17 protein-coding genes and 1 tRNA gene are annotated in these 16,300 nt (G+C 60.5%); 10 read left to right on the top strand and 8 right to left on the bottom strand.

Annotated features, from left to right (window positions below):
* Positions 1-33: 33 nt before the first annotated feature.
* Together AC1U7K_RS17115 and AC1U7K_RS17110 are read right to left on the bottom strand one after the other, a co-directional pair.
* The gene (locus AC1U7K_RS17115) at positions 34-786 is read right to left on the bottom strand and encodes an SDR family NAD(P)-dependent oxidoreductase (RefSeq protein WP_480252920.1); all 753 of its coding nucleotides are present in this window, start codon (positions 784-786) and stop codon (positions 34-36) included.
* Positions 777-1,661: a tRNA (adenine-N1)-methyltransferase gene (locus AC1U7K_RS17110; RefSeq protein ID WP_480252918.1), complete on the bottom strand. Its 885-nt coding sequence runs from the start codon at positions 1,659-1,661 to the stop codon at positions 777-779. Before AC1U7K_RS17110 ends, AC1U7K_RS17115 begins: the two co-directional genes overlap by 10 nt.
* Positions 1,662-1,791: 130 nt before the next feature.
* Between AC1U7K_RS17110 and AC1U7K_RS17105 the strand changes: the two genes are divergently transcribed.
* The 7 genes from AC1U7K_RS17105 (at position 1,792) to AC1U7K_RS17075 (ending at position 8,939) form a co-directional block, all read left to right on the top strand.
* Positions 1,792-3,099, top strand: a complete 1,308-nt coding sequence (locus AC1U7K_RS17105) for an NfeD family protein (protein ID WP_480252917.1) — start codon at positions 1,792-1,794, stop codon at positions 3,097-3,099.
* A 20-nt stretch (positions 3,100-3,119) separates the two neighbouring features.
* On the top strand, positions 3,120-3,872 hold the full coding sequence (locus tag AC1U7K_RS17100; RefSeq protein ID WP_480253079.1) for a slipin family protein: 753 nt from the start codon (positions 3,120-3,122) through the stop codon (positions 3,870-3,872).
* Positions 3,873-4,008: 136 nt separating this feature from the next.
* Complete coding sequence (locus tag AC1U7K_RS17095) at positions 4,009-5,265, top strand: sigma-70 family RNA polymerase sigma factor (RefSeq protein ID WP_480252916.1); 1,257 nt, start codon at positions 4,009-4,011, stop codon at positions 5,263-5,265.
* A gap of 311 nt (positions 5,266-5,576) precedes the next feature.
* On the top strand, positions 5,577-6,638 hold the full coding sequence (locus AC1U7K_RS17090; protein ID WP_480252914.1) for a S1C family serine protease: 1,062 nt from the start codon (positions 5,577-5,579) through the stop codon (positions 6,636-6,638).
* 8 nt (positions 6,639-6,646) lie between these two features.
* Positions 6,647-7,339: a lipoyl(octanoyl) transferase LipB gene (gene lipB / locus AC1U7K_RS17085; RefSeq protein ID WP_480252912.1), complete on the top strand. Its 693-nt coding sequence runs from the start codon at positions 6,647-6,649 to the stop codon at positions 7,337-7,339.
* Positions 7,340-7,360: 21 nt separating this feature from the next.
* Positions 7,361-8,617, top strand: coding sequence for a Glu/Leu/Phe/Val family dehydrogenase (locus tag AC1U7K_RS17080; protein WP_480252910.1), 1,257 nt, complete (start codon positions 7,361-7,363; stop codon positions 8,615-8,617).
* 13 nt (positions 8,618-8,630) lie between these two features.
* A complete protein-coding gene (locus tag AC1U7K_RS17075) occupies positions 8,631-8,939 on the top strand; it encodes a hypothetical protein (RefSeq protein WP_480252909.1) in 309 nt (102 codons plus the stop codon).
* Between the two features lie 38 nt (positions 8,940-8,977).
* Here the strand turns inward: AC1U7K_RS17075 and AC1U7K_RS17070 are convergent, their stop codons facing one another.
* The gene (locus tag AC1U7K_RS17070) at positions 8,978-9,427 is read right to left on the bottom strand and encodes a group I truncated hemoglobin (RefSeq protein WP_480252907.1); all 450 of its coding nucleotides are present in this window, start codon (positions 9,425-9,427) and stop codon (positions 8,978-8,980) included.
* Between the two features lie 161 nt (positions 9,428-9,588).
* Between AC1U7K_RS17070 and AC1U7K_RS17065 the strand changes: the two genes are divergently transcribed.
* Positions 9,589-10,536, top strand: a complete 948-nt coding sequence (locus AC1U7K_RS17065) for a LysR substrate-binding domain-containing protein (protein ID WP_480252906.1) — start codon at positions 9,589-9,591, stop codon at positions 10,534-10,536.
* 69 nt (positions 10,537-10,605) lie between these two features.
* Positions 10,606-10,680 (top strand) — tRNA-Gly (locus AC1U7K_RS17060).
* Positions 10,681-10,796: 116 nt separating this feature from the next.
* Here AC1U7K_RS17060 and AC1U7K_RS17055 read toward each other — a convergent pair.
* Entirely contained in the window at positions 10,797-11,345 is a 549-nt protein-coding gene (locus AC1U7K_RS17055; protein WP_480252905.1) for a hemerythrin domain-containing protein, read from the bottom strand.
* Between the two features lie 66 nt (positions 11,346-11,411).
* Complete coding sequence (locus AC1U7K_RS17050) at positions 11,412-11,870, bottom strand: DUF4142 domain-containing protein (protein WP_480252903.1); 459 nt, start codon at positions 11,868-11,870, stop codon at positions 11,412-11,414.
* A 497-nt stretch (positions 11,871-12,367) separates the two neighbouring features.
* Between AC1U7K_RS17050 and AC1U7K_RS17045 the strand changes: the two genes are divergently transcribed.
* Entirely contained in the window at positions 12,368-13,225 is an 858-nt protein-coding gene (locus AC1U7K_RS17045) for an MBL fold metallo-hydrolase (protein ID WP_480252902.1), read from the top strand.
* A 127-nt stretch (positions 13,226-13,352) separates the two neighbouring features.
* Here AC1U7K_RS17045 and AC1U7K_RS17040 read toward each other — a convergent pair whose 3' ends face one another.
* The 3 genes from AC1U7K_RS17040 to AC1U7K_RS17030 all read right to left on the bottom strand — a co-directional run bounded on the left by AC1U7K_RS17040 (position 13,353) and on the right by AC1U7K_RS17030 (position 16,187).
* A complete protein-coding gene (locus tag AC1U7K_RS17040; RefSeq protein WP_480252901.1) occupies positions 13,353-13,604 on the bottom strand; it encodes a glycine zipper family protein in 252 nt (83 codons plus the stop codon).
* A gap of 360 nt (positions 13,605-13,964) precedes the next feature.
* Complete coding sequence (locus AC1U7K_RS17035) at positions 13,965-14,699, bottom strand: hypothetical protein (protein ID WP_480252899.1); 735 nt, start codon at positions 14,697-14,699, stop codon at positions 13,965-13,967.
* 105 nt (positions 14,700-14,804) lie between these two features.
* The gene (locus AC1U7K_RS17030; RefSeq protein ID WP_480252898.1) at positions 14,805-16,187 is read right to left on the bottom strand and encodes a TAXI family TRAP transporter solute-binding subunit; all 1,383 of its coding nucleotides are present in this window, start codon (positions 16,185-16,187) and stop codon (positions 14,805-14,807) included.
* Positions 16,188-16,300: the final 113 nt, after the last annotated feature.

Here is a 16,300-nt window from a genome sequence, read left to right as displayed (position 1 = left end):
CAGGTCGATGGTCGGGCGCGAGAAGCGGGGTGACTAGTGGGCGGTCAGGCCTCCATCGATCGTAAAGGAGCTGCCCGTCACCCAAGACGCGTCGTCGGAGGCGAGATAGACGACCATCTTCGCAACTTCTTCGGGCGTCCCGACTCGGTTGATCGGGTAGGCGGCGAGGGCTTGCGCTTTCATCTCCGGATCGTTGAGCAGGGGGGCTGCCATCGGCGTATCGATCAACCCGGGGCAGACGGAATTGCACCGGATGCCGTGAGCGGCATAATCCATGGCGACGCAGCGGGTGAAGAGTTCGAGTCCGCCCTTCGTCGTCCCGTATCCGGCGCTACCCCAAAAGCCGATCAAGCCGCCGACCGATGAAATATTGATGATGGCGCCGCCCCCGGCCTTCAGCATCACGGGGACGGCCGCCCGGGTCATTCGAAACACTCCGGTCAGATTCACATCCAACAATTCATGCCATGTCGCATCGTCGATCTCGTGCAGGACGCGCCCGAAGGCCCCGATCGCGGCATTGTTGACCAGAATGTTCAGCGTCCCGAACGTGCGCACGCACTGGTCGACGGCTGCCCGGACGTGCGTTTCATCGGTGACGCTCCCCGCCACCGGAGTGGCTTTTCCGTTGGCCCGTTCAATGTTCGCGGCGACGCGCTCGAGTTGGTCCTTGCGTCGACCCGTGATGACGACAGCCGCTCCTTCAGCGGCAAACGCGTTGGCGATGGCCTCGCCGATGCCGGCGCTGGCTCCCGTAATCAATGCGACTTTGCCGGCTAAACGCATCCGTCCTCCTCGGTGGCGGCCTTGTCCCCATCACCGCGTGGTCCCGCAGGCCCCTCGGTGTTGATCTCACGCCTGCGCGGCCGCCACAGACCGGGCTCTACTTTTCGGGCGACCGTGATAAAGCCCGAATGGGCGACCATGCGATGATCGGGCCGAACGCTCCGTCCCTGAATGTTCCACGTGCGCAGCAGGGTTTCAAACGTGTGGATCAGGGCGAAGACCGTTTCGTGCTCCAGCGCGGAAACGGTTTGCATCACTTGCGGGATCGTCGGAACGAAACTCAGGTAGATGCCGCCGGATCGAAGGGCCGCAGCCGCATGCGGAACAACGCGCCATGGCTCAGGTAGATCGAGGATGATGCGATCGAACGGCGGCTGACAGTCCTCGGCCGGGATGCCGGCGTAGACGTCATGTGGCTTGAACGTGACGGTAGAGAGTGGCCCGAGGTAGCGTTCGATATTCTTGCGTGCGGTGCGTGCGAAATCGTCGCGTGTTTCATACGTCACGACATGCCCGTGAGGACCGACGGCACGGAGCAGGGCCATCGTGAGGGCACCCGAGCCCGTCCCCGCTTCTAGGACTCTCGCCCCGGGATAGATGTCGGCCCACATGGTCATCAGCGCGAGGTCCTTTGGATAGAGGACCTGGGCACCGCGTGGCATCTTCAGGACGTAGTCGCCGAACGTTGGGCGGACAGCCAGCATCCGCTTCCCTCGGGACAGCGTCACCAGCGAGCCGTCCGGACGGCCAATCAATGCATCGTGGGGGATCGTATCCCCGCTATGCTGATGGATTTCACCGGCTTTCAATGTCACCGCGTACTGCCGGCCACTCTCATCGATGAGGTGAATCCGATCACCGTTTTGAAAGACCATGCAGGCATTCTAGGAGAAGGCTTCACGGCTTTGCAACACGCGGCCCCGCAGTGGTTCCGTTCCTTGACAGGCTCGTTCGGCCGTCCGTAAGATCGAATCGGCCATGTGCCATGAATTACGTACGCGGTTGATGCGACTCGCCCGATCGGTCGCCATCGAATCGATCGTTCTCGCGGCTTGCGTGTGCGCGACGGCCGAGTCAGTAGACGCCGCCGGACCAATCGTCGTGGCAAAGTACGATGGCGTCATCAATCCAGTCGCCGCCGAGTATGTCCATGATGCGCTACTCTTCGCCGACAGCAAGCATGCGCAAGCTTTCATTCTGCGCCTTGATACGCCGGGCGGACTGGATACATCCATGCGGCTCATCATCAAAGAATTCACCGGCTCGCTGATTCCAGTCATTGTGTATGTGGCTCCCTCCGGGGGGCGAGCGGCGTCCGCCGGCGTCTTCATCACGATGGCTGCGCACGTCGCCGCCATGGCGCCGGGCACGAATATCGGCGCGGCACATCCCGTCGCGATGGGCGGCGAAATGGACAAGACGATGAAAGAGAAGGTGGAGAACGATTCCATCGCCTATATCAAATCCATCGCGGAGCAGCGTGGCCGAAACGTTGCCTGGGCCGAAGACGCCGTGCGGAAAAGCGTGTCGGCCACGGAACGGGAAGCGCTCAACCTGAAGATCATCGATCTCGTCGCGGATGATCTCACCGCCCTGCTCGGCAAACTCGATGGCCGGAGAGTCGTGCTCGGGCAGCGAACCGTCGTGTTGGACACCAAACAAGCCGAGGTGGTCGACTTTGCGATGGGTTGGCGATTGGAGTGGCTCCAGGCGGTCAGCGATCCGAACATCGCCTATCTGCTGATGACGATCGGCACGATCGGGCTGCTGGCGGAGCTGTACAATCCCGGGGCTATCCTTCCCGGGGTGGTGGGCGCGATCAGCCTCATTCTTGGGTTCTACGCACTCCAATCGTTGCCGGTGAACTATGCGGGCGTCCTGCTCTTGCTGCTCGGCGTCGTGTTCTTCGTGTTGGAGGCGACGGTGACCAGCTACGGCTTGCTCGCCATCGGGGGCGTCACGTCCATGCTGTTGGGTTCCTTGATGTTGATCAAAACCGACGCGCCATACCTTCAACTGTCGTGGGCCGTCATCCTGCCAGTCGTGTTACTGGCGGCCTTGTTCTCGCTCACGATTGTCGGCATGGGCGTACGAGCGATGCGACGACAACCGGTGACGGGACGCGAAGGGATGGTCGGATTGGTCGGCGTAGCGAAGACGGCCTTGAGCCCGCACGGGACGATCCTCGTGCGCGGAGAATTATGGGAGGCCGTGAGCGATCACCCGGTTGCGCCCGGCGATGCCGTCGAGGTGACCCGCGTCGAAGGCCTGAAAGTCTTCGTGCGAGCGGCGTCCAAAAAAGGAGCGATGTGATGAGCCTTCTCTTCAGCCCTATGATCCTCGTGCTGCTCGCCGCCGTCATCATCGGGATGGGCTTTCATGTGCTTCGTGAGTACGAGCGTGCGGTGATTTTCCGGTGGGGACGTCTGGCGCGCGGGGTGGTGGGCGGAAATGGGCCGGGCGTGATCGTGATCATTCCATTCATCGATAAGCTCGTGCGCGTCAGTCTCCGCACGGTGGCGATGGACGTGCCGTCGCAGGACGTCATTACAAAAGATAACGTCTCCGTAAAAGTGAATGCGGTGATCTATTTTCGGGTGGTCGATCAGCAGAAGGCGATCGTCGAAGTGGAAGACTATCTCTATGCGACGTCGATGATGGCGCAGACGACGTTGCGCAGCGTCCTCGGGCAGAGTCAGCTCGATGATCTCCTGGCGAAACGCGAGGAGATCAATACGGAGCTCCAGCGGATTCTGGACGAGCAGACGGAGCCCTGGGGTGTCAAGGTGTCCGCTGTCGAGGTGAAAAATGTCGACCTGCCCCAGGAGATGCAGCGGGCGATTGCGAGACAGGCAGAGGCCGAGCGAGAGCGCCGGTCCAAGATCATCCACGCGGAGGGCGAATTCCAGGCGGCTCAGCGTCTGGCGGACGCGGCGACCGTCATGGGGCAAAACCCGGTCGCACTCCAACTTCGCTACCTCCAGACGCTAGTGGAGATCGCCGCCGAAAAGAATAGTACGACGATTTTCCCGGTCCCGATCGATATCATTACCCCGCTTCTCAAGCACCTGCAGAAGAGCGACTGACGCTCGCTTGATTTCCTACGCCTGAGTCTTACCTCGTCTGACGGTGGCATCGGTCTTGAATCCTTTTGAGGGAGAGGAGTCTCTAAAGGGGTAAGGAGGCTTCCGCCTTCGAAGGGCGGACAACTAAGGATATACCATGCGAAAAGAAGAACAACTCGAGTTTGAGCAGGAAGAGCCGGTCGTGTTGGACCCTGAGGCTGACGATTCAGAAGCCAGCGACATTCTGGAGCTAATCGAGCGAGAGTCGGCCGAAAGCGAGGAGGTCGAGGCTCCTGAAACCCCGGCTGCGGCCCAGAAAGAGAAGGTCGAAGATGAGTCGTTTGCGCTCGAGTCCCTGTATTTTCGCTCGTTTGGGGAGCGACCGCTGTTGACACGAGATGAAGAGGTGGCGCTGGCCAAGCGAATTGACCAAGGAACTCGGGCGATTCGGGCCGCATTGCGGGAGGCTGTGACGATGGCCGGCCGGATGCGGAAGGATGAGGTGGTTGTGGATGCCGTGCAGAAGCTCAACGAGATCCGTCACTTGAGCGGCTTTTCTGCCACAGCATTGGACCATGCGGAGCGCCTTCTGGCCACACTGATCAAGGAGGCTCGGCAGCAGCGAGCCGGTGGCTACCGCGAGAAGCACCTGTCGCGGGCAGGGGAGCGGGTCCGGAAGGCTCGGGCGGTGCTGGAACAGGCCAAGGACGAGCTTGTGCGATGCAACCTGCGCCTCGTGGTCGATATTGCCAAGCATTACAACGGGAAGGGGCTTGGGCTCCTGGATTTGATTCAGGAGGGCAATATCGGGTTGATGAAGGCGGCTGAACGGTATCAATACCGGAAGGGATTCAAGTTCAGCACCTATGCGACGTGGTGGGTCCGACAAGGGATCACCCGAGCGCTGGCTGATCAGTCGCGCACGATTCGGATCCCGGTGCACATGACCGAGTCGTCTCATCGCATCGTCCGAACCACGCGTCGGCTGGCGCAGCAGTACGGGCGTGAGCCACGCGCCGAGGAAATCGGCAACGCGTTGCAGGTGCACCCGGACAAGATCCAGGACACCTTACAGGTCTTTCAGGAACCGGTGTCGCTGGAAAATCCCGTCGGGGATGGTGAAACGCTGTTCGGGGAATTGATTGCCGACCGCAACGCCGTGACGCCGGATTCGCACGTGCATCGTACAGAATTGACGCGAGAACTGGATCGGATTCTCAGTGCGTTGACGCCGCGCGAACAGACGGTCATTCGCATGCGGTTTGGGATCGGCCAGGACGAGGCGTTGACGCTGGAGCAAGTCGGCCAGAATTTGTCGGTCACGCGGGAGCGTATCCGACAGATCGAAGCCAAGGCGCTCAAGAAATTGAAGACGCCTGAAGTCAAGCAGATGTTCGCTGCCATCAAAGACTGAGCGCAGGGGACCGGCGAGCCGGTCCCCTGAATCAGTTCCCCCGCTCTGTGTTTCCCGCGGACGTGATGTCTTTCCTTGGACAGGCTGGGCGTCGAGCCTTGTGTTGTCTCGCACGCGGCCGCATATCGCGGCAGTGCTTGGCCCTCGGTTCGTGGCTGCCGATGTGAGGCCATGAAGGGCAGCGAGTGGATCATTGTCGGTGAAGTGCCGATCCCAGTGAGAATACGAGACGACGCATTCCATGCCTCGACACTGGCGACACCACCGACCTTTCTGTAGAATGCTGCCGCCGAGCACAAACATCTCACGCTGTGACGAACGTGAAGCCGTTGCGTCTTCTTCCCCCTTCCTTAGCGGTGGTGGCGCTGCTTGTCATCGTGCTGTCCTCCGCTCGGGACGCGGCCGGTCAACCGGATGTGGCTCAACGTGAAGACGTGCCCAAGGGCCTTTCCGTTCCCGCCGTGGTGTCGGCTGTCAAACCGTCGGTCGTGACGGTGATGACACGCATTCCCTCCACTGCTCCGTCGATGCATCCGACCGCGGGGTCCGGTTCCGGTGTCATCATTGACGAACACGGATACATCCTGACGAACAACCATCTGGTGGAGAGCGTGAAGAGCGTGGTCGTGGGACTGCCGAACGGCCGCCTGACCCCCGGGCGTGTCGTGGGGCGCGACTTCTTGCTCGACCTCGCACTGATCAAGATTCAAGCTCGTGATTTGGTCGCGGCAAAACTCGGGCGCTCCGCGACACTAGAAATCGGCGAAACGGTCGTCGCCATCGGCAATCCGTTTGCATTGAAAGGCGGGTCCACGGTGACGGTCGGGGTCGTCAGCGCATTGGATCGCGCGATTGTAGCGCCTAATGGCGAAAGCCTGTACGACCTCATTCAGACCGATGCCGCGATCAACCCGGGCAGCAGCGGCGGTCCGCTCGTCGACCTGTCAGGTCGTGTGGTGGGCTTGAACGTCGCGGTGGCTCCCTCTGCACAGGCCATCAGCTATGCGATCTCCATCGATGCGGCTTACCCGCACATTCAATCCCTGCTGGTCCGCGGTAGCGTCATGCGTCCCGATCTGGGATTCGTCCCGTTGACGGTGACCCCCAGTATCGTGGCGAGCTTTGCATTGGAAGTCGATCGAGGCGTCCTCGCGGCACAGGTGGAACCGCAGAAACTCGCCGCAACGGTCGGACTCCAATCTGGCGACGTCATCACGGGAGTCGACGGGATGCAGATTCACAATATGGGGGACTTTTGGCATGCGTTCTTGAAGGGCGGCGATCCGCTGCCCGCGCAGTTGACGGTCCACGGCAAGAATGGTCAGGCGACGATTGCGCTTCCCCGCGATCCGTTTGCCGCGTACGCTCCGTAAGGCGAGAGATGCGGCGAGCGTCCCTTCAGTTGCACGATCGCATGCCGTACCATGAGGCCTGGCGGCTTCAGCGGCAACTGCTGGAGGATCGCGCGAACGATCGATGTCCCGATACGTTGCTGCTGCTCGAGCACGAGCCGGTCTTTACCGTCGGCCGCCGCGGTGACGCGCGTCATTGGGGGGGCGATCAAAGTCTCCTGCAGGAAGCCGGCTTCCCCGTGTACCACGTGGAACGGGGTGGCTCGATCACGTACCATGGCCCGGGCCAAATCGTCGGCTACCCGATTCTGCGTCTGCAGCGCTTTTGCATGGGGCCGAAAACGTACATGCGCATGCTTGAAGATGTCATCATCCGGACCCTGGCAGAATGGGGCATTGCGGCGGTGCGCCGGGACAAGCTGACGGGGGTGTGGATTGACGGCGGATCCTTCGCGAAAATCGCTGCCATGGGCGTGAAGATCGAGCGCGGGATCACGATGCACGGGTTTGCGCTGAACGTCGCAATGGATTTGACGCCGTTTGCCCAGATCGTGCCGTGCGGGATTGAAGCCTGTCGTGTCACCTCGATGGCCGAAGTCGTCGGCCGCCCTGTTGATCTGTTCCGCGTCCGCGAGCGCCTCGCCGCGAACTTCGCCGGTGTCTTTGGCTTGACGTGGACGGAGCGTGTGGAGACTCGGCGGCCGTCCTCGTGCACGGTGTAGCTGCATGAAGAAAGGATGCGCATGAACGAGTTCGACACCCCGACGTACCGCTTGGCCGTCGCTCAATTCGATCAGGCGGCTCAAATGATGGGCTTGGATGGCAATCTCCGAGAGCGGTTGAAAATGCCGGACCGCTCGCTCATCGTCAATGTGCCGGTCAGGATGGATGACGGCACGGTAAAATGTTTTACCGGGTACCGCGTCCAACATGATTCGGCGCGGGGACCGTCGAAAGGGGGCATTCGCTATCATCCCGGCGTGAATCTGGGGGAAGTGGCAGCGCTGGCCATGTGGATGACCTGGAAGTGTGCCTTGGCTGGACTGCCGTATGGCGGCGCAAAAGGCGGCGTCCGGGTCTCCCCGGACACGCTCTCCAAAGGAGAACTCCAGCGGCTCACTCGGCGCTATGCAGCCGAGATTTTCCACATGATTGGTCCCGATCGCGATGTGCCGGCCCCCGACGTGGGGACGGACGCGCAAGTCATGGCATGGATCATGGACACCTATAGCCAGCAAGTCGGCTTTGCTGTTCCAGGCGTGGTCACCGGCAAGCCGCTGTCTATTGGGGGCTCCCTGGGACGCGAGGAGGCGACCGGTCGCGGTGTCGTCTACATCACCGGCGAGGCCCTGCGCCGTGTGAAAGTCACGCTTGATCAGGCAACGGTCGCTGTCCAGGGGTTCGGCAATGTCGGCTCGCATACTGCGCGGATCCTGCATGAGTCGGGGGCGAAAGTGATTGCGGTCAGCGATAAGGACGGGGGCTTGTATAATCCGAAGGGCCTCGGCATCCCGGAACTGCTCGTCCGTTATCAGCGAGACAAGCAACCGCTCCAGTCGATGAAGGTCGGAGAACCGATCACGAATGCCGAATTGTTGGCGTTGGAGTGCACGGTCTTGATCCCTGCCGCATTATCGGAGCAAATCACCGCCGAGAACGCCGGCGACGTGCGGTGTCGCATTCTCGTGGAGGCGGCGAACGGGCCGACGACGCTCGAAGCGGATCGTATCCTGACGGACAAAGGCGTCTTCATCATTCCCGATATCCTGGCGAATTCCGGTGGCGTCATCGTGTCATATTTTGAATGGGTCCAGGATGCGCAGCGCTTCTTCTGGAAAGCGGCCGACATCCGAGATCGACTGCACGAGATCATCACGTCGGCGTTCCAACGAACGATGGAATTCGCCGAACGACAACGCACGTCCATGCGGATGGCCGCCTTGATGAACGGGATCGACCGCGTGGCACAGGCGCATCTCGCGCGCGGACTGTACCCGTAAGGTGAGAGAGACCATGGCCGGCAGTGATGATTTACGACAGGAGTTGCTCTCCGTATGGGAGGCTCACCGGGATGCCGGGTGGCCCAAAGGATCGGGGGCGAATGAAGGCGAGCTGATGACGCTGGATACGGTGATCAGTGGTTGCATGGTGTACTTTCTCGACTCGCAAGGCACGTTGGACCCGCAGCGCGCCGATATCCTGCAAAGCTGCATTGAAGATCTGGACCTGCTCCTGCCCGATCTGACGGAAGAGAGCTGCGAGTATTTCGGCCGGCTGCGAATCCTGGCCACTCTGTTGTTGGACAGTACGAAACGACTGTAGGCAGGCGGCCAAGTGAGCCCGCCTGCCCGCACGTGGCGTTACGGGACCTCAACCACATCCTTTCGCATTGGCCCCAGCAGCCCGAGCAGCTCCTTCTGTTCGGGCTGCGGGACCTGGAATGTATTCAGGGCTGCAACCAAGTCTCCGACCAACGCATCAAAATCCGCATTCGTGATGCGCATACCGGCGTGGGTCGTTTTCATGTCGCGCCCGGTATACGTGCACGGCCCGCCTGACGCCTGACACACCTGGTCGACGAGGTTCTTTTTCAGCTTCGGGATATCGGTCGTGGCAAAACGCTGGTTGATGCGATTGTCGTTCGCGACGTTGGTCACGAATTGATCGACCACGGCGGTGATCGCCGGCTTGCCGCCGAGTCGATCATAGAGCGATGCTTTTGACGCCGTCGGTTGTGAGGGGGAACTGCAGCCCGCCACGAATGCCGCCACTCCGATCAATCCTGCCACAACCTGTCCTGTTCGCCCCATGATACATGTCCTCCTTTGGTTAAGCGCGTTGCTGACTAGGGATTCGCCCTGGCCAGGCTTGACGAAGAAAAGAGTAAGGCCTAGTATGGCATAGGTCAAATATATTATTTTGATAGTAACAATAGGTCTGACCTATAAAAGGATCGGCACAGGAGGGTGCTATGGAAGTGCGGCAGTTGCGTTATTTTCTCGCCGTCGCGGAGTGCGGGAGTTTCACGCGTGGTGCGGAAAAAGTCGCCGTGTCCCAGCCGTCCCTTTCAGTGCAGATCGCGGCATTGGAGGAAGAGTTGGGGGCGCCGCTCTTCGATCGCCTCGGGCGGCATGTCGCACTGACCGAAGCCGGACGCATGTTTCGTGAGCACGCCGAGCGAGTGCTGCGCGAAATGGAATTGGCGGCTCAATCTATTCGGGAACTGAGCGGAGCCGAGCACGGACGACTGCTTGTCGGCGCCGTATCGACCGTCAATTCGTATCTCGTTCCACCGGTTGTCTGCCGTTTCAAGCAACGGTTTCCGCGTGTGCACTTACAGGTACAGGCGTTGCCATCGTCGGCCATTGAGGCGGAGTTGGCCGCGAATCGGCTGGACCTGGGTGTGTGTCTCTTACCTGTCGCGAATGAGCGCCTGATCGTGCGTCGGTTGTTCACGGAGACGTTGACGCTGATCGCGCCTCCGCAGTTTCGATCCGGCAAGCGTCTTCGCATGCGGGAGCTGGGCAAGCTCCCGCTCGTGCTGCTGCCGACCGATTATTGTTTGCGGCGCATGATCGAGGCGGAATGTGCTGGTGTCGGGGTCAAGCCCCTGGTGTCGGTCGAGATGACGTCCCCGGAAGGCATCTTAGAAGCGGTCAAGCAAGGCGCGGGGTTGACGGTGTTGCCGGAATTGTACGTGCGGCAACGCGTGCGAGGGACAGGGCTGCGGGCTATCGAGTTGTATGATCCTGTCCCCCGGCATGGCGTCGGTATCGCACATCTCGCGCATCGACACCTCGGAAAAGCGGCGGAGGAATTCGCACGCATGTGTCGACTCACCTTGGACGAACTCCAGGTCGAGGCCGATAGCGGTGGCGCAGTCGATCGGCCGGTCGCGGCGGTCGTCCATGGACGCTGATGGAGAGGAGCAGCGGCTTGACTTGGTTCCAGCAGGGTCAGTACAATCCGCTCCTCACGATCCTTGCGAGCGGGAATAGCTCAGTGGTAGAGCATCGCCTTGCCAAGGCGAGGGTCGCGGGTTCAAATCCCGTTTCCCGCTCCATATTAAGAAAGCGCTCGCCGTGACCACTCCCGCCGCGACTTGCAGTTTCACCGCCGGGGAGACGCCATCAGGCTGTTACTAGAACGCTGGTAAAACTCCGGCGCACCTTTCCGTCCTTACGCTGCCCTCCGGTTTCTGCGCCGGCTCGCCCTGTTCCGACGTGAATTCTTCGACGACTTGGTCCTACTGTCTTTTGCCATTAGTTTTTCTTTCTGTGCCAGTGCCTTTTGCCCCAACTCAGAGAGATCTATGTCGAGTTCCTCGATTTGCGGAAGGAGCTGAGATTCCTCTTCTTCGATATGATGCTGCACGCTCTCGGCTAACACCTGAAACTTGGCACTGTAGCGCTCGTCCCGTGGCTGCATCTTGCGTAACTCTTTGATCAGGAGCGTGGCCACATGATGCTCTTCTCGGGCCTTGTCGACTAACGCCTCCTCGTTCACGACTTCCCTTATAGCGGGATAGAGCAAGCCTTCTTCCAATTTGGTATGGACTTCGAGTTCCATGAGCACTTGTTCCGCAAGACGGGGTCGAGACCGATGATCCGCATTCTCAAACTCTTCGAACAGCTCCTGAACTTTTCGATGATCCTCACGTAGCATTTCGACGGCGTTGGGTCCGTCATTGACCCCATTATTATCTTCCTGCTCCTCGTGCTTCCCCATGGTACGCTCCCTTTCCCACCGGTGCCGCCGCTAACTCTCTTGTCATCTGGCTTGGCGGCATCGCTGTCACTGTTCGTCAGCCATCAGCTTCTGCGCCGCTTTGAGATGTGCTTCAAGAATGGGGCGTGCGTTCGCGACGAGTTGTTTGAGCTGAGCGTCCTGCGTGTGACCCGCAAGCGAGGCCGCCGTCTGCAGCACCCGCTGATGTGTCTCGACCTCGTGCGACAAATACAACTGGTCAAATTTCTTGCCGGTAGCCGCTTGAAGTGCTTGCGTCCTCTTCGTCTGATCCGCCACTAGCTGCTGCGTCTCAGGTCCCATCACGGGGAGAAGTCGCAACTGGTGGGCGGCCGCCTCAGAATCCTGGAGCATCTGCATGTGGTCCGTTTCCATCTGGCGACCATAGGTCTTGACCGCTTCGCGTGTCCCTCGATCCTGCGCAAGACGACCCCCCTCCAAGTCGGCTTTGTTCGCGGCGTTGAGAAAGCCAAGGAGACGCGCTTCTGGCGTACCATGACTGGTCATTGGCTCGCTCGTCTGCCTGACCTGCTCTGAGCGCTGATCTGATGCCCCCGTCGCGCCACACGCCGCCAGCAGAACTACCCCCACGATGGCCGTGAAAGTCCGCCCAATCCACCTCATCTCTCCCTCCTTTCGTGTGCGCTATGCGAGCCTAGCTCTTAAGATCTCGATGGCGCAGGCAGCGCCATCGGTAGCGATCTGTCGACGCGCGGCGGAAGAGGCTGTCGGGAAATGAGCCGGAAGGAGGTGTGCCTGCAGCAGAACGGCACAGCAAGAGCGTTCCGAGGACGAGTTGCGCCTCAGTTCTGTCTGATCGAACCGAGGACCCGGGGGGGGGGCTGTGACTCCGCACACGGACGCAGCTGCTGCCTGACACCAGTTTCCGGCTACGCCGCACTCGATCGTCCCAGAGGTGCGTCCCGCATCAGACCGGAAGTTTGACTTGGCATTGAGGTTCTCGCTGATAGCGAGAGACCGAGGTCTATGGGAACTTGCCCAATATGCGGGTACCTCCACACGATGCCTTCGATACGCGGTCCGGGTCCATCTTCTTTATCGGCAACGCCACCGTCCTCATCCGCTATGGCGGCTTCATCATTCTCACCGATCCTACTTTCATTCATAAGCACGAACAGGTCTCGATCGGCTATGGGATGTCGAGTATTCGCTTGACGGATCCGGCGGTTGACATCCACGATCTTCCCCCACTTGATCTCGTCGTGCTCTCGCATTTCCACGGTGATCATTTTGACCAAGTGGCAGAGCGAGAATTGAATAAGGCGGTCCCTATTGTGACGACGCCAGAAGCCGTGAAGGAGCTACGGCAAAGAGGATTCGTGAATGCGACCGGGCTGGAAACGTGGGGGACCCAGACGCTGGGGAAAGACGGCGTGAGACTTCGAATTACTTCGATGCCGGGACGCCACGGACCTCCGGGGGCGAATTTTGTTCTTCCCGAGGTGATGGGGAGCCTCTTGGAGTTTCAAGCCTCGTCGACTGCCACCCTGTTCCGACTGTACATCACGGGTGATACCCTCGTGATCGACGATTTGAAAGAGATCCCCCAACGCTATCCGGACATCGATCTGGCACTCCTGCATCTCGGTGGCACCCGGGTCCTCGGGATCATGGTGACGATGGATGGCCAACAGGGGGTTGAGGCCCTGCGGATCATCAATCCGCAGAAGGCCATTCCCATTCACTACAACGATTACGACGTATTTCGGTCGCCACTCTCAGACTTTCAGCGCGCAGTGACGGAGGCCGGACTGGACGATAGAGTTCATTATCTCAGCCATGGCGAGACCTATAGCTTCCAGGCCCGCAGCCACTCGCGCGGTGCGGCACACGACACATAGCCTGCGGCATCATCGCGGACGATCAACGCACCGCACGTCTCCACGTTGCCCTGTCCTCATTCTGAGTGCGCCAGCCAGCGTGTCAGGGGCTGATCCACTTCCTCTCGCACCCGGCTGCGACTGATAGCTAGCAACCACTCATTGCGCTACTCGCGAGCCCCGAGGCCGCACCTGCGGCTGCCCCTGCCTCAGCACCTTTTCCAGGATGACCGACTACGGCTCCGCCCGCTGCTCCGCCCGCAGCCCCGACTGCGCCACCCTCAACCGTGTTGGATACCGCGCCACCGCCTCTGCAATCGCTGGATGATGCGCAGCCGGCCACCACTGAACTGATCAGGGCTAGGAAGCCAGCAGCCAGAAACAGTTTTCCTCTTCGCATATATTCCTTCTCCATTCAGCCCGTCTTTTACGGCCCCAATGGGGCGACTGACGCTTAACGAGACAATCGTCACCGGCCACGGCGTTTCAAGGGAGGTGGCGGAGCGGTTGGATGAGACCTCAGGCATCTGACAGTGGGGGCGATGGCTCGGCAGCAAGTGCGACCCAGATGAGAACCGGATGCGGCATCGATAATTGGTTGTGGCCGCCCCCAGTTTGCCCTGAATTCCTGGTTGAATACGGTGACGCGCGTGAACTATGTCATTGCCTGCAGAGATTGATTCCGTGGACGCGCTCCAGAATTCGCCGATTCTCAGCGGCGGACCAAGCAACGCGGCACCTTGATCTCGTCTGTCACGCCTCAATGACGATGGTGCCACCGCGGGCCGTAGAAGCCGTAGCCGTGCCGGTACAGTGGGACCCCGAAGTAGAGCGAGAGCCCCACGGGCGGATACACGCGCGGGTAGAGATACCCCGGATATGGATAGCCTGGGTAGAGGTACCCCGGATAGGCGGGGGCGACATAGGGCGGAACGACGGCAACCGGCGGGGAGACTTGCGCGGATTCTTTTTCCGCCAATCTTCGCTGCAGGTCGGCCGTGGCGGACGCTTGCTGATCAGTTTGTGCCTTTAACTGCGCGAGCATGTCTTGGTGGGTCTTCAATTCACTCTGGGTCTTGGCCTGCTGGATCTCGATGTAGGCATAGAGGCAATTCAGATGCGCGGCCCCGGTGTAGGCGCGGCATTCTTCCGGCCCTTGTGTGACAGGAACCGATGGGGCGGATGCTAAAGAGGGAGGAGCCACGCGGTGAGGAGCAGCAGGAGGAGCAGCAGGAGGATCGGCCGTGAGTCGATTGTCTTCATTCTCCGTTTCTGCTCCGGTTCGGGCGCTGCCCGCTTGCCCCTGAAGAGCCGCAATATAGCCATACAGACACGTCAGGTGTTCATCGCCTGTATACGGCTCGCATTCGCTGGGCGACTTAAAGCCTGCTGCACTGACCGGCGATGGGCCGGTGAGTACTGGGAACGACGCGAGAAGGATGAGGCCGATCGCCGGAATCAACCACCGCATGCCTCCGAGGTCACTGCGTACCATGGTTCCCTCCCTCGGTGTCCCGTTCCACATCTACCTCTGTTTATATGAACGTACCACACCGGTACAGGTTGACACAGCCCACTGCACAAGTCGCTGCTCGCTTCCTCATTGTCTGCTCGGTCCGGATTCCTTCTCGACGGGCGCAGCGGCATCCGGACTCTCCCGCTTGAGGCTCGCCTCCATGTATTCGTTCAGCGTCGCGTAACTTTCCCGCGTGAGCTTGCCTTGCGCGAGCAGGGTGATCGCATGCATCCGGATGTTTTCGATGGCTGCGCGATCAATCGCGCCCTGTTGTTTCAGTGAGGCGATGTGCGCCATGAGTTGCGTCACGCGGCGCCGTTGATACCACGCGTACAGCAACGCGTAGAGTGTCGGGATGCCTCCACCGACCGACAGAAGAATCTCCCGATGCTCGATCGCCAGGCGAACCTTGTCTTCGAACCAGGGCCACAGAGGCATATGGTCGCCTTTGTAGTACGCGACGGCGCCGGGATGCAGCGGAAAATAGTCGTTCTCCTTGAGCTGCGCTTCGGCAAAGTCGCCGGGCAGGAGAATCGCGGACCCCAGCTCCGGCCAGTGAGTGGCAATCGTGCGCACGATGCGGTAGGCGAGGCGGTTGCTGACCTCCCCGTTCGCGACGAGAATATCATCGGCGCCCAGGGTCGGGACGGCGACCTTCGGGAAGTCGCGATTGTAGACACCGGCCGGGATCGTGACGACCAAGAGCGCCGGGCGGAGCGTGTGGATGGCGTCGATCGCCGCCTGCTCGAGTGCCAGCAGTGTCCCATGATGCGACATGGTGACGACCGCCGGCGTCTCGATACTGACGAGCAGACACACCACGTCGATCTCGCCGTTCACGAGCGCCGCGGCCGCCTCGGTGGAGGAGCCATGCTGGATGAACTCCCAGCCCAGCCCCCGTTCATTCGACACCTTGTAATAGTTGAGGATGAGCTCAATGACGGCATGGGTGCCGCTGTGCGGAGTCCCGACGTACACACGCAGTGGGCGCCCCAGTTTCGTTGAGACCCCCTTGAGAAGATCGGTGAACGTGGTCAGTGGTTTGCCGATTTTGGTGCTGACGTGTTCGCCGACGACGATGTGCAATCGGGAGCTCGAGAGTTTCACCAGGCCGCGGATGTCGGCGGTATCCGCTGCCTTCGGCTTGACGGTCAGGCCTTCGAGAACTAAGCCAAGCTGCGCCGTGCGCGTGGCCAGGTGCTCCAAGTTCTGTTGCGGCCCGCGCGACTCGTCATGCGTGAACACGACCGGCGCTTCGAATCGTTGCTCCCGGAGATCATTGTTCAGCACCTGTTGCAATTTGATGCCCAGTTCGTAATACCCGCCCCCCGGCGTCCCGGAGGCAATGCGAATGGTTTGTGTCGCGGTCAGGGACTGGTGGGCGCCATAGGCAAAGACGAGCGCCAGCAGCATCACGATGATCAGCGGGAGAAACCGCCACTTGGTCCCTAGTGTCCGTCCGAGCATGGTCGACTCCGCGATGCGAGCGACATCAAATCATCGCCGGACCGCCACGGGCCTGCCAGCCCGCAGGTAGGTTGCGACCGTGTAGGAATCTGTGTCGTACCCGAGGATCCTTG

The sequence above is a fragment of the Nitrospira sp. Vd2 genome (assembly GCF_979581665.1).
Note: the sequence above shows the minus strand (reverse complement) of the source record. Positions and strands in the feature narration are given on the sequence as shown.

Excerpts from the sequence above, each read along its gene's own strand:
- AC1U7K_RS17115 (WP_480252920.1), bottom strand. The coding sequence starts at position 786 with ATGCGTTTAGCCGGCAAAGTCGCATTGATTACGGGAGCCAGCGCCGGC.
- AC1U7K_RS17110 (WP_480252918.1), bottom strand. The coding sequence starts at position 1,661 with ATGGTCTTTCAAAACGGTGATCGGATTCACCTCATCGATGAGAGTGGC.
- AC1U7K_RS17105 (WP_480252917.1), top strand. The coding sequence starts at position 1,792 with ATGCGACTCGCCCGATCGGTCGCCATCGAATCGATCGTTCTCGCGGCT.
- AC1U7K_RS17100 (WP_480253079.1), top strand. The coding sequence starts at position 3,120 with ATGATCCTCGTGCTGCTCGCCGCCGTCATCATCGGGATGGGCTTTCAT.
- AC1U7K_RS17095 (WP_480252916.1), top strand. The coding sequence starts at position 4,009 with ATGCGAAAAGAAGAACAACTCGAGTTTGAGCAGGAAGAGCCGGTCGTG.
- lipB (WP_480252912.1), top strand. The coding sequence starts at position 6,647 with ATGCGGCGAGCGTCCCTTCAGTTGCACGATCGCATGCCGTACCATGAG.
- AC1U7K_RS17080 (WP_480252910.1), top strand. The coding sequence starts at position 7,361 with ATGAACGAGTTCGACACCCCGACGTACCGCTTGGCCGTCGCTCAATTC.
- AC1U7K_RS17075 (WP_480252909.1), top strand. The coding sequence starts at position 8,631 with ATGGCCGGCAGTGATGATTTACGACAGGAGTTGCTCTCCGTATGGGAG.
- AC1U7K_RS17070 (WP_480252907.1), bottom strand. The coding sequence starts at position 9,427 with ATGGGGCGAACAGGACAGGTTGTGGCAGGATTGATCGGAGTGGCGGCA.
- AC1U7K_RS17065 (WP_480252906.1), top strand. The coding sequence starts at position 9,589 with ATGGAAGTGCGGCAGTTGCGTTATTTTCTCGCCGTCGCGGAGTGCGGG.
- AC1U7K_RS17055 (WP_480252905.1), bottom strand. The coding sequence starts at position 11,345 with ATGGGGAAGCACGAGGAGCAGGAAGATAATAATGGGGTCAATGACGGA.
- AC1U7K_RS17050 (WP_480252903.1), bottom strand. The coding sequence starts at position 11,870 with ATGACCAGTCATGGTACGCCAGAAGCGCGTCTCCTTGGCTTTCTCAAC.
- AC1U7K_RS17045 (WP_480252902.1), top strand. The coding sequence starts at position 12,368 with ATGCGGGTACCTCCACACGATGCCTTCGATACGCGGTCCGGGTCCATC.
- AC1U7K_RS17040 (WP_480252901.1), bottom strand. The coding sequence starts at position 13,604 with ATGCGAAGAGGAAAACTGTTTCTGGCTGCTGGCTTCCTAGCCCTGATC.
- AC1U7K_RS17035 (WP_480252899.1), bottom strand. The coding sequence starts at position 14,699 with ATGGTACGCAGTGACCTCGGAGGCATGCGGTGGTTGATTCCGGCGATC.
- AC1U7K_RS17030 (WP_480252898.1), bottom strand. The coding sequence starts at position 16,187 with ATGCTCGGACGGACACTAGGGACCAAGTGGCGGTTTCTCCCGCTGATC.